The sequence below is a fragment of the Solirubrobacter soli DSM 22325 genome, assembly GCF_000423665.1.
Taxonomy (GTDB): Bacteria; Actinomycetota; Thermoleophilia; order Solirubrobacterales; family Solirubrobacteraceae; genus Solirubrobacter; species Solirubrobacter soli.
The window spans coordinates 457864-471804 of sequence record NZ_KE384069.1; the positions used below are offsets into that span (position 1 = coordinate 457864).

A 13941-nucleotide genomic window follows, 5' to 3' on the forward strand; every position below is an offset into this window, starting at 1 on the left:
GTTATTGCGTGATTGGTACCGCGCGCCGCAGGCGCGACGGTGAAGCGAAAGTCCTCGGTCGGACCCGCTACGTGGGTGACATGCCGGTCGTCGGGCTGCTCCACGCGCGCCCGGTGCTGGCGGCCGAGGCGCACGCGAAGTTGATCGGCGTGGACGGCAGCGCGGCGCTCGAGATTCCCGGCGTCGTCGCCGTGTTGACGGCCAAGGACCTGCCGCTGAAGGGCGGCTCGGGCCGCGTGGCCGAGCCGCTGGCGCGCGAGGAAGTCGTCTGGTCGGGCCAGCCGGTCGCGCTCGTGATCGCGGAGTCCGACGCCGCGGCGGAGGACGGCGCGGCGGCCGTCTGGGTCGAGGAGGAGCCGCTGCCCGCGGTCCTCGACCTCGAGGCGGCGATGGCCGAGGACGCCGACCCGGCGCGCGTGACCGCGGTCGCGGGCGGTGGCGACGGCGGCGCGGGCGCGCACGGCGCGGGCGGCGGCGAGGAGAGCGGCGAGGAGCTGCCGGTCAACGTCGCGGTCCGGATGCGGATCGACAACGGCGACGTCGACGCGGGCCTCGCGCGCGCCGACGCGGTCGTCTCGGGGCGCTTCCGCACCAACTGGATCCACCAGTCCTACATCGAGCCGCAGTCGACGCTGGCCTGGGTCGACCCGGACGGCACGCTCGTCGTGCACTCGAGCACGCAGGGCGCGTTCATGGCCCGCCAAGGGCTCTGCGACCTGCTCGGCCTGCCGGCGGACAAGGTGCGCGTGCAGGCCGCGCCGCTCGGCGGCGCGTTCGGCGGCAAGCTGATGATCTCCGAGCCGCTCGCCGCCGCCGCGGCGCTGGCGCTCGGCCGCCCGGTCCGGCTCGTCTTCCGGCGCGGGGAGGACTTCGCCGCCGGCAACCCGGCGCCGGGGCAGCTGATCGACCTCGAGCTGGGCGTCACCCGCGACGGCGAGCTGACCGCGATCCGCGGCCGCATCGTGGGCGACCGCGGCGCGCTGGGGGAGATGGGCGTCGAGACGATCTCGATGATGCTCTCCGCCGGGCCGTACCGGTGGGCGGCGCACGATCTCACCGCGATCGGCGTGGGCACCAACCGCGTCAGCGCCGGCGCCTACCGCGCGCCGGGCGCCCCGCCCGCCGCGTTCGCGGTGGAGACGCTGCTGGACCGCGCCGCCGCCGAGCTCGGTCTCGACCCGGTCGGGCTCCGCCTGCAGAACGTCCTGCGCGCCGGTGACCGCGGGCTCGACGGGCAGGAGATCAAGGTCTTCGGCGCCGCCGAGTGCCTCGAGCGCGTGCAGGAGCACCCGCTGTGGCAGGGGCGCGACGCGCTGCCGGAGGACGAGGGCGTCGGGCTCGCGCTGGGCTTCTGGCCCGGCGGTCTCGAGCCCGCCGCGGCGATCTGCAAGCTCGACTCCGACGGCAAGCTCACCGTCGTCTCGGCCGCCGCCGACATGAGCGGCATCGAGAACGCGTTCATCGCGATCGCCGCCGAGACCTTCGGCCTCGCCGAGGACGACGTGCGCGTGGTCACCGGCGACACCTCGAGCACGCCGTACGGCGGCGTCGCGGGTGGGTCGAAGATCACCTACACGTACGGCGTCGCGATCGAGCGCGCGGCCGCCGCGGCGCGCGAGCGGCTGCTCAACGTCGCCGCCTCCGAGCTCGAGATCGACCCGTCGGACCTCGAGCTCGTCGACGGCGAGGTCCGCCCGCTGGGCTCTCCGGCCCGTGGCATCGCGGTCGCCGACCTGGCGGCCAAGACGTACACGTTCGGCAGCCCGCACGAGCCGATCGAGGGCTACGGCGGCTCCGCCCAGGTCAGCCGCGCGCCCGGCGCAGCGGCGCACCTCTCGCACGTCCGCGTGGACCGCGAGACCGGTGCCGTGACCGTGCTCGCCCACGTGATCGCCCAGGACGTCGGCAAGGCGCTGAACCCGGCGCTGGTCGAGGGCCAGATGCACGGCGGCACCGCCCAGGGCATCGGCTGGGCGCTGCTCGAGGAGCTCAACCACGACGAGAACGGCCAGCTCAAGGGCGGCTCCTTCGCCGAGTACGCGCTCCCCTCCACCGACCAGGTCCCGCCGATCGAGACCCTGATCGTCGAGGTCCCGGCCCCGGACGGCCCGTTCGGCGCCAAGGGCATCGGCGAGCCGCCGGTCTGCGGCGTCCCGGGCGCGATCGCCAACGCGATCGCCGCCGCCACCGGCGCCCGTCTGCAGGAGCTCCCGATGTCACCGCTGCGCGTCTGGACGGCGCTCAACAACGGACACTGAACGCCGCGAGGAGCTTGCGCGAACCCATGCGGATCGGGTGTGATCTGCCCTGTGGATTCTGAGCGCGAGCTCCTCGCCAAAGCCCCGGAATCCGCTCCACCGGAGCCGGCGACCAGCGAGTCGCCGCTCCCCCAGCGCGTCGATCCCCGCTCGCTGAGCCCCGGCCGGCTCCTCGCCCTCCAGCGCACGCTCGGAAACCAGGCCGTCGCCCGGCTGATCGAAGACGAACGCCGCAACGCCGCATCCGCGGGCGCCCCCGCCGGCGGGACAGGGACGGTGGCGCCCCCGGCGAGCGGCGGGGCGGCTGCGGGTCCGGCCGGCGAGTCGGTGGCGGCCCCGGCGAGCGGCGGCGCGGCCCCTGCGGCGCCCGTCGGCGAGCCCGTGGCGGCGCCGGCCGGCCCATCGGTGGCCGCTCCCGGCGGCGAGGCAGTGGCGGCCCCGGCGAGCGGCGGCGCGGCGGCGCCTGCGGCTCCGGCCGGCGAGGCGGTGGCGGCTCCAGCGAGCGGCGGTGCGGCCCCTGCGTCGCCCGTCGGCGAGCCCGTGGCGGCGCCGGCCGGCCCATCGGTGGCCGCTCCCGGCGGCGAGGCAGTGGCGGCCCCGGCGAGCGGCGGCGCGGCGGCGCCTGCGGCTCCGGCCGGCGAGGCGGTGGCGGCTCCAGCGAGCGGCGGTGCGGCCCCTGCGTCGCCCGTCGGCGAGCCCGTGGCGGCGCCGGCCGGCCCATCGGTGGCCGCTCCCGGCGGCGAGGCGGTGGCGGCCCCGGCGAGCGGTGGCGCGGCGGCGCCCGCGGCTCCGGCCGGCGAGGCGGTAGCGGCTCCAGCGAGCGGCGGTGCGGCCCCCGCGGCCTCGGCCGCCCCATCGGTGGCGGCTCCGGCCGGCGGCGGCGCGGTGGCGGCTCCGGCCGGCGGCGGCGCGGTGGCAGCTCCGGCCGGCGGAGCGGCGGCGTCTTCGGCGGGCGGCGGCGGTGCGCCCGCGGGTCCGGGCGGCCAGTCCGCGGCCGCGTCGGCCGGCGGTGGCGGGGGGCCGGCGGGTCCGGCCGGCAAGGCGGTCGCGGCTCCCGGTGGCGGCACCGCCAACGGGGCGGCGGTCGCGGCTCCCGGCGGTGGCGGCGCCGCGAACGGGGCGGCGTTCGCGGCTCCGGGCGGTGGCGGTGCTCGGTCGGCGAGCGCATCGGTGGCGAACGCCGCAGGGCCGATCGGAGGCGGGCCCGCGGCGGACTCCTCCGGCGGGGGTCCGGGTGCGGACATCGCCGCGCCCGCGCAACTGTTGGCGCACATCAAGGAGCAGCGCGCTCATGTTGTCGCCGCGGGCGACCAGGCCAAGGCGCAGTTGCAGGAGGCCGCGAACCGCGAGTCGCAGAGCGTGAAGTCCGCCGCGAGCAACGAGGCCGATCGCATCAACCGGGAGACCGGCGATTCGATCAAGTCGGTCGAGGCCGCGGCGACGGACGCGGAGTCGCGGCTCGAGACCACCCGCTCGCAGGAGACCGGCGCGGTCAACAAGGGCGCGCAGGACGCTCTGCAGGCGCTCGACGAGGCGGTGCGCTCGCGGCAGACCGAGGTCAAGGCGGCGGCCAACCGGCACGCGACCGCGGCGCGCAAGGTCGGCGAGGACCAGGCCAATCGCGCGCTCGGCGGAGCGCGGCTGAAGGCGGTCGCGGCGATCCAGGTCGGACAGACCAAGGCGGCGGCGCTGCAGCCCACCAATCGCGGCGGCGAGAAGGCGCGCGCGGCGCACGAGCTGGCGAGTGGCACCGCCGATGAGATCACCAAGGCGGGCCAGGAGGTCGCGAGCACGGTCCGGTCGGACATGGGCAAGCTCGCCGACAAGTTCACCAAGGAAGGCGACGACGCCGCCAACCAGATGGCGACCGCCGACCTCAAGGCGGCCAAGGATCGCATCGAGAAGCGGCGCGCCTCAGCGGTCCAGAAGATCGACGACGCCGCGAAGACGACGCTGCAGGGGATCACGAAGGACAAGGACGACCTGCTCGCGCAGCTCCGCGGCCAGCAGGATCAGGCCAAGGCGATCGTCGAGCTCGGCAACAGCGCCGCGAACTCCATCGAGCAGACCCGCAAGACGGCCGAGGAGAAGATCGACCAGGGCGTCCAGCAGACGACCCAGCAGCTCGACGAGGCGGCGGCCCACGTGGAGGGCCTGCAGGGCATGGCGACCGCGGACCTGAGCAGCACGGAGGCCGACCTCGACGCCGCCGTCGCCGGCTTCGACACCGAGCTCAAGCGCCTCACCGACACCGCCACGAAGGGCATGACCGACGCCTCCACCAAGGCCACGGACGCGATCAAGCAGGCGGGGCAGAAGGCGTCGGACCCGAGCAACAAGGCGGCGGCCGACTTCGCGACCCGCAGCAAGCAGGCCGTCGACGGCGCGCTGCCGGGCATGAAGAAGGAGTCCGCCGACGCGGGCGACGAGTTCTCGAAGATCCAGACCGGCGTCGAGGAGCAGCTGGCCAAGGTCGTCACCGACTCCGACCACGGCTGGGCCAAGCAGCTCGCGGACGCCACCGCGCAGGTCACCAAGAAGGTGGACGACGGCCTCGCCGCGCAGCAGAAGATGGTCGACGACCTCGGCGGGCAGATCGACGCCAAGGCCAAGGACATCGAGGACGAGAGCTGGCTCTCGCGCGCCGCGAACTTCGTCGGCGGGATGATCGTCGGCTTCCTCGGCGCCGCCTGGGACATGATCAAGATCCTGGCCGTCGTCGTGCTCGTGGTGCTCGCGGTGATCGTGATCGCGCTCATCATCGGCGCGCTCGTCGGCGGCCTCGCGGGCGTGATCGCGGTGCTCGGCGCGATCGTCGCCGTGGCCGAGTTCCTGGCCTCGATCGGGACGATCCTGCTGGTGATCGCGATCGTGATCGTCGCGGTCATGGTCGCGATCAAGCTGTACATCGCGTTCACCAACGACCAGCTGTCGGACTACGAACGCGGCAAGCTCGTCGGCGAGGTCGCGTTCGACATCGTCTCGCTCGTCTTCGGCGCCAAGATCGCGGGCTGGCTCGGCCGGCTGCTCGGGCTCGGCGCCGCGGGCGAGGCCACCGCCGACGCCGCCCGGCTCGCCCGCCTGCGCGCGATCATCAGCGACGAGGCCCAGCTGGAGCGCCTGCTCGGCATCCTCGGCAAGGACGGCGAGGCGCTCGAGCAGCTCCTCACCAAGGCCGGCAACGATCCCGGCCGGCTCGAGCGCCTGCTCGTGCTCATGGACAACGACGGCGGCAAGCTCGGCGCGCTGCTCACGCGCCTGGGCAAGGACGCCGGCGCGGCCGAGGAGCTGTTGAAAGCGTGCGGCGGCGACGCCGCCCGCCTCGAGCGCCTCCTCACCGCCACCGGCAACGACGTCAAGACGCTCGAGCGCATGCTCGCCGCCGCCGGCAACGACGGCGCCAAGCTCGAGCAAGCCATCAAGGACGCCGGCGGCGACCTCGGGAAGGCCGAAGAGGCGCTCACCAAGGGCAAGCCCACCGGCACGAACCCCGCCGAGGAGCTGCTGGGCGACGACGCGCTCTCCAACCGGCTGCGCAGCCTCGTGCCCGACGCCGAGCAGCTCAACCGACTGCTCGCCAAGGCCGGTTCGAAGGAGCGGCTGGCGCGCTGGCTGAGCCAGCACGGCTCGCCCGACGAGCTCGAGGCCGCGCTCAACAAGATCTGGGAGCGCGTGCCCGACGCCGCCCAGCGCGAGCGGCTGATGAACACCGTCGAACGGCCCGGCTCACTCGCCAAGTACCTCGATCGCGAGCCCGACCCGACCAAGCTCGAGCAGGCGATCGCCGACGCGCGGGCCAGGGGCGTCCCGGCCGGCCTGCTCGAGGAGGAGTGGGCGCAGGTCGGCCAGCGGGTCCGCGCGCAGGCCGCGCAGTACGGCTCCGACATCCGCGCCCAGGGCAGCCGCGCCGCCGGCATCCCGGGCGAGAAGAGCGACCTGGACCTGGCGATCCTGGTGGACGAGGGCCGCTTCGACGAGATCCTCAGTCAGCGCATGAAGATCACGCCCGAGCGGATCAAGGAGCTGCGGGCGCTCGGCCCTGACATCGCCGAGGACGCGCTCAAGGCGGCGACCAAGAACGCGACCGAGCGCACGGCCTGGTACTCGATCCACTACGGCAAGATCGCCCGCGGCGAGCTCGGCCTGAGCGGCCTGGCGCAGGCCATCGCCCGGGAGTTCAACCTGCCCAAGGTCGATCTCTCCGTGATCCGCTCCGGGAGCCCGCTCGACGTCGGTCCCTACATTTCCATGCCGTAATGGACGATGGCTGGTGCCGGATTCACGTGGACGGACCCGCGAGCACGGATGAGCTCCGTGCGGCGGTCGCCGCCGCGGTCGGCGGGACCGTCGACGACTACGGGGTGCAGGCGCCCGGCTTCGACTTCCCGGTGGACGAGCACGACGACTACTCCCCGGACGCCCGCCGCACCTTCCCCGGCGGCTTCCTGCACTTCCAGTACGCGGTCGAGGTCCTTCCGGAGCGGGACGAGCCCCCGCTGACGACCGTCGGCGGCCTGCTCGAGGCGCTGTGGGCGCGCGGTTGGGCCGCGGTCGCCGTCTGCGACTACGAGGACCAGCTTCCGCACCGCGGCGGCTACAACGATCCGTCGCTGCCGTGGCCGGCGTAGACGTCTACATCTCGGTCGACGTCGAGGCCGACGGCCCGATCCCGCTCGTCCACTCGCTGTCGTCGCTCGGCGCGGCGGTCGCCGGCACGTTCGACGGGACGACCTTCACCCGGCTCGACCCGACCGCGACGACGTTCTACGCCGAGCTGCAGCCGGTCGGCGACGAGTTCGACGTGCAGGCGGCGGCGGTCGCCGGCCTCGACCGCGAGCGGCTGGCGCGCGAGGGGGAGACCCCGGCTGACGGCATGACGCGCTTCGCCGCCTGGGTGCGCGAGGCCGCCGGCGACGGACGGCCCGTGTTCGTCGCCTACCCCGCGGCGTTCGACTGGACCTGGGTGTCGATCTACCTCGCCCGGTTCGCCCCGGAGAACCCGTTCGGCTTCAGCGGCGTGTTCGACATGAAGTCGCTCTACATGACCAAGGCGCGCGTGCGGATCGGCAAGGCGGCCAAGCGGGCGATGCCGGCGCACCTGCTCTCGACGCGCGCGCACACCCACAACGCGCTCGACGACGCGATCGAGCAGGCCGACCTGTTCGCGAACCTGTTCGAGTGGTCTCCTTGACCAACCGATCGTTTGATCGAGTAGCCTGCGGGGCATGCTCGCACTCTCGCTCGTCCGGACGTCCGCGACCGACCCGCTGAGCGCGGTGGAGGTCGCCGAGCGCGAGGCGCCGGCGGCCCCTGACGGCTGGACGACGGTCGACCTCCGGGCGGCGTCGCTCAACCACCACGACGTGTGGAACATGCGCGGCGTGGGCGTGCAGGACGGCTGGTTGCCGTGCGTGCTCGGGTCCGACGGGGCGGGGGTCGACGCCGACGGCAACGAGGTGATCGTCTACCCGCTGATCGCCGACCCGGACGCGGGTGGGGGAGACGAGACGCTGGACCCGCGGCGGCGGATGCTCTCCGACGGCATCGACGGGACGTTCGCCCAGCGGATCGCGGTGCCGCGGCGCAACCTGGTGGCCAAGCCGCCCGAGCTCGGTTGGGACGCCGCGGCGTGCCTCGGCACCGCGTGGCTGACGGCGTACCGGATGCTGTTCGGTCGCGGCGATCTGCCCGCGGGGTCGACGATCCTCGTCCAGGGCGCGGGCGGCGGGCTCTCCACCGCGCTCGTGGCGCTGGGCAAGGCGGGCGGGCTGCGGGTGTGGGTGACGAGCCGCAGCGAGGCCAAGCGCGCCAAGGCGGTCGAGACGCTCGGCGCCGACGCCGCGTTCGCCGACGGCGAGCGCCTGCCCGAGCGCGTCGACGCCGTGATGGACAGCGTCGGGCAGGCGACGTTCAAGCACTCGCTGCGCGCGCTCAAGCCAGGCGGGCTGCTGGTCACCGTCGGCGCGACGAGCGGGACCGCGGTCGATCCCGAGCTCGCGCGCGTCTTCCTCAATCAGATCCGCATCCAGGGCGTGGCGATGGGCACTCGCGACGAGCTGCGCCGCCTCGCGCAGCTCTGTGCGAGCTCGGGCATCGAGCCGGTCGTCGACTCGACGTTCGCGCTCGCCGATGCCGGCGAGGGCATCCGCCGAATGGTGGACGGCGAGCTGTTCGGCAAGGTCGTGTTCCACACGGCCGCCTGAGCGCCGCCGGCCGTACCCCGCCCGGGGAGCCAGCGGCCACGAGAACTAGCGCTGCCCGGGTGTTCTGCAGAGGTCGCGGACGGGAGACTGATCTCAGTCGGACAGGCCGAACGAAACGCCGCCCGACTCCTCCCCGTTCCCCCTATTGGAGGACTCATGTCCCCGATCCAAACGCTCGACGTCTCGGCGGCGATTGCCGACGAGGCGCTCAGCGGGCAACGCGACCTCTTGGTCGTCAGCCCGCTCATCTCCGGCACGGACGTGCTCGCCGTGCAGGAGCGGCTGGCCACGCTCGGCTACTCACCCGGACCGCTCGACGGACGCTATGGCGTCGCCACGGCATATGCGGTCCAGGAGTTCCAGCGCGACCACGATCTCGACGGCGCCGGCGTCCTCGAGCCGGCCACCCGGGCGGCGCTCGCCGGCGACCTCGACTCGCCGCGGAGCGACCGGCTGGCGGCGAGCCGGACCGGCAAGCGGGCGCTGATCGAGGCGCGCAAGCACCTCGGCACGCGTGAGCAGCCGGCGGGCTCCAACCGGACGTCCTTCGGTCGCTGGTACGGCAGCGACGGCGTGCCGTGGTGCGCGATCTTCGTCTCCTACTGCTTCCACGAAGGTGCCGGCGTCACCCTCTGCAAAGGGTTCAAGGGCGCCGGGGTGAACCGGCTCGGCTGCGCGTACGTGCCGACGGTCTCGGCGTGGCTGCGCGCCACCGGTCGCTGGAAGGGCCGGAGCGCTCCGGTCCCGGGCGACATCGCGATCTTCAACTGGGACGGCGGCGTGCCGGACCACATCGGGATCGTCGAGTCGTTCCTCGCCGACGGCACGTTCACCTGCATCGAGGGCAACACCTCGGTCGGCAACGACTCCAACGGCGGCCAGGTCATGCGCCGCAAGCGTCATCTCAACCAGGTCGACGGCTTCGGGCACATCGCCTGAGCCGCCACTCCCTCACGAAAGGAACCCCTCCCATGTCCGCCACCTATCCGGACGGCGTCCTGCTGCGCTCCGGCGACGAGACCTACCTCGTGGTCGCCGGCGAGCGCCAGCTCATCCAGGACGAGACCCTGCTCAACGAGATCAACGCCGCTCCGCGCGAAGGCTCCGGCGCGGTGCCGGTGCTCAACGTCGACGCGGGCGAGCTCGACTCGATCCCGGTCGGCCCCGAGTTCGAGGCCCGCGGCCTGATCGAGGCCTCGCGCCAGGACGAGGTCCACAGCGACATGCCGCGCCGCTACATGAGCTCGACCGTCCGCCTGTCCCAAGAGGCCGGGCGTCTCGACGGCGACACCCGCACATGGACGACCCAGCCGTGGATCGGCTTCACCGGCGGCGTGTGCGTGCTCTTGGCCGGCGCCAACGGCGAGATCCTGCACTGCTCGGACGTCGTCCAGTTCGGCGTCGACGGCTTCCGGATCCCGTTCAAGCGCTCCGACCGCACCGACCACTGGGTCCAGGCCGTTCCGGCCGATGTGGCCCAGCGCACCACTCGGATCGAGATCCTCCACACCCACGCTCCGAAGGTCCGCATCCTGCAGATCATCCAGGAGATCGGGCAGACCGTGAACGCGGTCGACGAGGCTCTCCGGATTCTGCGGCTGCTCTGACCCGATCCGACCTCGGCGGGCCGCTCAGCGGCCCGCCGACCAACCTCGCAAGGAGAACCCCGTGCCCGAGAAGACGGCCGTCTGCATCGGTCTGAACCACTACGCGCCCGAAAGCGACGTGCCCCCGCTGCGCGGGTGCGTCGATGACGCACTGCTGATCGGCGAGCTGCTCGTCCGCGCCGGCTTCAGCGTGCAGCAGTTGCATGACTCGGCGGCGACCTACAGCGCGATCCTCGAGACCATCGGGGAGCACGTTGAGCGCCTTCGCGCCGGTGACGAGCTGGTGGTCTGGAACGCCTCGCACGGCTTCCAGGTCCCGGACCTGGATGGTGACGAGGACGCCGACGTGCTCGACGAGGCCATCTGCACCTACGACAACGACGTGGGACGGCCGCTATCGGACGACCGGCTCGCGGCCGTGCTCGCCCGCGCCCGCTCCGGTACTCGGGTGTTCGTCGGGTCGGACTCCTGCCACAGCGGGACGCTGGCACGCGAGGCCCCGCCGCTCCACGCGATCCCGCGCCTGTGGGATCCCCCGCAGGCGACCCGGGGCGCCGTCGCGCCGCGAGGCCACGTGGCGCGGTTCGGCGGCGTCGCGGGCTCGCCCGCCGAACATCTCCTGCTCGCCGGCTGCGAGGCCGGGCAGGTCAGCTGGGACGCGAAGTTCACCGAGGGCTACCACGGGGCGATGACGTACCACTTCGCGCGCGCGGTCCTCGCCGCGTGGGACGCAGGCCAGGCGATCACGTACGCCGCCGCCCACCAGATGGCGACGGCCGGCATCCACGCGACCGGGCTCGTCCAGAACCCGCAGCTGGAGGGAATGCCGACCCTCAAAGCCGCGCCCGTTTTCGGCTACGTACCGCGCTGACCGCGTGCCGGCCCTGCGAATACGTAGGGCCGGCACACGCGAATACGTCGTTCTCTCGATGTGGGCCCGCGACCGCGGGCGTACCTTCATCGCACTGCTCGAACGGCGGGGCCGCACCACCCCACACCGTCCCGTCGCCGAGCTCGCCGCGATCACCTCAGAGAGGACCCGATGACCAGTGCTTGCGCGCACCGGCCGACGCCCGGTGCCATCCGAATCGTCCTGGGCCATTCCCAGGCGCTGTACCGCGAGGGCCTGCGACGGCTGCTGCTCCGTGCGGACTTCGACCTGCTCGCTGTCGCCGGAGCCGCCGCCGAGCTTGCGGCGGCAGCCGCGACGCACCGGCCCGACGTCGTCATCGCGGACCCCGCCTGCGGTGCCGGCCTTCGCCGCCACCTCCCCGACGTCCGAGTCCTGCTCATCGCGAACCGACTGGACGTCGAGACCGCGACCGAGCTCGCCTCCCGCGGCACCGCCGGGATCGGCTACCTCCTCGAGGGGCATGTCGCCGACGTGGAGCACTTCACGGGGGCGATCCGCTGTGTCGCGGCCGGCGGGACAATGCTCGACCCGCCGGTCGTAGCGGTGCTGCTCGGCCACGCGCCCGACCCTCTCGGTGAGCTCACCGAGAGGGAACGTGACGTCCTGGCCCAGGTCGCGGCCGGACGGTCGAACCTGGGCGTCGCGAAGGAGCTCGACGTCTCCGAGCACGCCGTCGAGAAGCACGTGAGCCGGGTCCTGGCCAAGCTGCGCATCCCGGAAGGCCGCGCCAACAACCGGCGTGTCCTCGCCGCGCTCGCGCTGCACCACGACGCTGTCTAGAGCACGGCGCGCAACGCGGGATCGAGCGTGTCGGGCGGTTGCCAGCCCTCCGAGAGGTACCAGCGGACCGTGCGCGGCCGGCTCGCGAGCGCGCCGGCGACGGTGCGGGCTGCATCGCCGCTGAGCCGGAGCAGCCAGCCGCGCGTCTCCATCCGTTCCCCGAGGCGCCGGCGCCTCGGCGCGAGGTCGAACAGCACGCCGACGGCGTGTTCCAGAAGCGGAGTTCGCTCATGCCGCGCCGCGGAGCGCACGACGTATCCGAGCCAACGGAGCCCGCCATCGAGTTGAGGGCTTTGTCCCGTGAAGCTCGGTTGCGCGAGGTCGACGATCTTGCCGAGATCGTCCTCGCGATCGCCCGCGAAGGCGTCGACCGCCTCCGGGCCGACCGCTGACAGGTAGTCGAGGAAACCAGCGGAGCGCTCCGCATGCCCGCTGCCGAGCCAGTCGAGGATGCGATAGCCGATCACGGGCCGAGGGCTGGTGGCCGCGTGACGGAGGAACTGGTCCGTATAGGTCGCGACGTCGCGCTCGTCCACCTTGTCGTCCGACATCTGCCTCTGCGCTTCGAGCATGAGCACGGCGGTCTCGAGCAGGTCCGCGTTGCCGTGCAGCACGTCCCGCCGCGTGAGGGCGTGCGAGTTCGCGAAGACGCCGAGGTGCTCGAGCGGATTCCCCAGATGTGCCCCGACGCGCGACGTCTGACGCACCGCCACGGTGAACGAGGCTTCCAGAGGAAGCGCCGTGAAACTCGGCCGGCCGCCGTCCTGAAGGAATGCCCGCAGGGTCTCGTACCCCCAGACGTTGGCGCCGCCGGCGCCCGTGGCCGGGGCCGTGCCGACGATGAACCCGATGTCGTGATCCTCGAACCCCGCGGCGAAGATGTCCGTCGCGCTGTAGGCGAGCGCGTCGACCAGCAGGACGATCGGACCTCGATAGACCCGCTTGACGTCGTTGTAGACCGACCGGTCCGCGAGGTAAGTCGCGGGTGAGTACTGGATCCCGGCCGCCTCCTGCCACGTCATCGCGTCGAAGAGCTCCGGCGCGAACGGGAGGTTGTCGGCGACCCGCGCCATCATCCCCGTGTTGCGGAACCGCAACGGCTCGGGCTCGATCGTGCGGCCGGTGAACAGTTGCAGGAGCCGCTCGGCGGCGACGATGCTGCCGCCCCCGTTGCCGCGCACGTCGAGGATCAAACCGCCACGCGGCAACCTGGCGACGACGCGGCTGACCTCGTCCACGAACGCGGTCGGGTCATCCACGTTGAAGCTGAAGATGCGCAGGTACCCGGATCCCGGGTCTCCGGGCATGGCGGCGGAGCGCAGCACGTCGGAGAACGCGGGGCTCACGAGCGGGTCCGGCGCTGCCTCGGTGGCGTAGAGCACCCGCTTGACCTGCCGGATCCATTCGGCTTCCTCATCGAGCCCGAGGCCGAGCGCCGCCTCAGGGGCCATGTCGCTCGTCGGACCGTCCTCCGGCCGATGCGCTACGTACCACGGGGACGTGATCCGGCGCACGCGGCCGCGGCTTGAGCACGTGAGCGTGACCTCGTCCTCGTCGGGTCGACCGCTCTTGCCCATCCACCGGAACGTCAAGCCGTCGACGCCGCGCGCCCACTCCGCCCACTCGTTGCTGCCCGCCCGCTTGGCCGCGAGCAGGCGCACGGCACGCTCGATCGGCACGCCGTTCCAGTGGGTCACGGTCGTACCGGCCCGCAGGTCACGGGCAAGCGGCTCGTAGACCTTGGAAACCACGAAGGCGCGCCGGCCATCAGCGCGGAAGTACTCCTCGATCATCCACGGCAGGAAGGCGATCTGCCGCCGGTACGGCCGCGGGAGGACGTACATCGTGTGGAGGTCGCGCAGGGAGTTGAAGATCGCCGTCATCGCGTCGTGGAACTCCGGCTCGGCCAGCCGGTTGGAGCGCACGCGTCCGAGCAGCTGTCGCAGCTCGAACTCGGGATCCACGCCGTGCACCGCCCGCTTGAGCGGAAGGTGCACGTAGCACTCCCGTAGGAGGATCTCGGCCTGCTCGGCGATCGTCGCCATCTCCTTCGCCGAGAGCTCGCGCCGTCCGAGCTTGAACTCGCTGAGGGGTGCGACCGCTCCAAGGAGATCTTCCGCCAGACCTGCGCGTCCCATCGCGCGATGCTCGCAAACCCGGCGGGCAGCGGGAGACGCGAA

Annotated in this window: 10 protein-coding genes; 9 read left to right on the forward strand and 1 reads right to left on the reverse strand. The window is 73.0% G+C overall.

Translation table 11 applies throughout. The annotated features are described in order from the left end of the window. The first annotated feature begins 8 nt into the window (after nt 1-8). The 9 genes from G569_RS0131665 to G569_RS0131705 all read left to right on the forward strand — a co-directional run bounded on the left by G569_RS0131665 (nt 9) and on the right by G569_RS0131705 (nt 11761). Nucleotides 9-2258: a xanthine dehydrogenase family protein molybdopterin-binding subunit gene (locus G569_RS0131665; protein WP_028066393.1), complete on the forward strand. Its 2250-nt coding sequence runs from the start codon at nt 9-11 to the stop codon at nt 2256-2258. 51 nt (nt 2259-2309) lie between these two features. Then, nucleotides 2310-6515 carry a hypothetical protein gene (locus G569_RS59395; RefSeq protein ID WP_053227257.1) on the forward strand — a complete coding sequence of 1402 codons (4206 nt, stop codon included), beginning with the start codon at nt 2310-2312 and terminating at the stop codon, nt 6513-6515. Next, nucleotides 6515-6886 (forward strand): hypothetical protein, encoded by a 372-nt coding sequence (locus tag G569_RS59400; RefSeq protein ID WP_053227258.1) that lies wholly within the window; start codon nt 6515-6517, stop codon nt 6884-6886. The genes G569_RS59395 and G569_RS59400 overlap by 1 nt, the downstream gene beginning before the upstream one ends. After that, a complete protein-coding gene (locus G569_RS0131680) occupies nt 6874-7449 on the forward strand; it encodes a 3'-5' exonuclease (RefSeq protein ID WP_028066394.1) in 576 nt (191 codons plus the stop codon). The genes G569_RS59400 and G569_RS0131680 overlap by 13 nt, the downstream gene beginning before the upstream one ends. 34 nt (nt 7450-7483) lie before the next feature. Beyond that, nucleotides 7484-8461, forward strand: a complete 978-nt coding sequence (locus G569_RS0131685; RefSeq protein ID WP_028066395.1) for a zinc-binding dehydrogenase — start codon at nt 7484-7486, stop codon at nt 8459-8461. Between the two features lie 156 nt (nt 8462-8617). Continuing rightward, entirely contained in the window at nt 8618-9400 is a 783-nt protein-coding gene (locus tag G569_RS59405) for a peptidoglycan-binding protein (RefSeq protein WP_053227259.1), read from the forward strand. A gap of 32 nt (nt 9401-9432) precedes the next feature. Beyond that, entirely contained in the window at nt 9433-10068 is a 636-nt protein-coding gene (locus G569_RS59410; protein WP_053227260.1) for a hypothetical protein, read from the forward strand. Between the two features lie 61 nt (nt 10069-10129). After that, a complete protein-coding gene (locus tag G569_RS0131700; RefSeq protein WP_028066396.1) occupies nt 10130-10939 on the forward strand; it encodes a caspase family protein in 810 nt (269 codons plus the stop codon). Nucleotides 10940-11110: 171 nt separating this feature from the next. After that, the gene (locus G569_RS0131705; RefSeq protein ID WP_053227261.1) at nt 11111-11761 is read left to right on the forward strand and encodes a response regulator transcription factor; all 651 of its coding nucleotides are present in this window, start codon (nt 11111-11113) and stop codon (nt 11759-11761) included. On the opposite strand, the gene G569_RS53220 is transcribed toward G569_RS0131705, so the two are convergent. Beyond that, the gene (locus G569_RS53220) at nt 11758-13899 is read right to left on the reverse strand and encodes a S41 family peptidase (RefSeq protein ID WP_053227262.1); all 2142 of its coding nucleotides are present in this window, start codon (nt 13897-13899) and stop codon (nt 11758-11760) included. The genes G569_RS0131705 and G569_RS53220 overlap by 4 nt on opposite strands. Nucleotides 13900-13941 lie beyond the last annotated feature (42 nt).

Coding starts and splice junctions, on each gene's coding strand:
- G569_RS59400 (WP_053227258.1), top strand. CDS start 6,515: ATGGACGATGGCTGGTGCCGGATTCACGTGGACGGACCCGCGAGCACG.
- G569_RS0131685 (WP_028066395.1), top strand. CDS start 7,484: ATGCTCGCACTCTCGCTCGTCCGGACGTCCGCGACCGACCCGCTGAGC.
- G569_RS59405 (WP_053227259.1), top strand. CDS start 8,618: ATGTCCCCGATCCAAACGCTCGACGTCTCGGCGGCGATTGCCGACGAG.
- G569_RS59410 (WP_053227260.1), top strand. CDS start 9,433: ATGTCCGCCACCTATCCGGACGGCGTCCTGCTGCGCTCCGGCGACGAG.
- G569_RS0131705 (WP_053227261.1), top strand. CDS start 11,111: ATGACCAGTGCTTGCGCGCACCGGCCGACGCCCGGTGCCATCCGAATC.
- G569_RS53220 (WP_053227262.1), bottom strand. CDS start 13,899: ATGGGACGCGCAGGTCTGGCGGAAGATCTCCTTGGAGCGGTCGCACCC.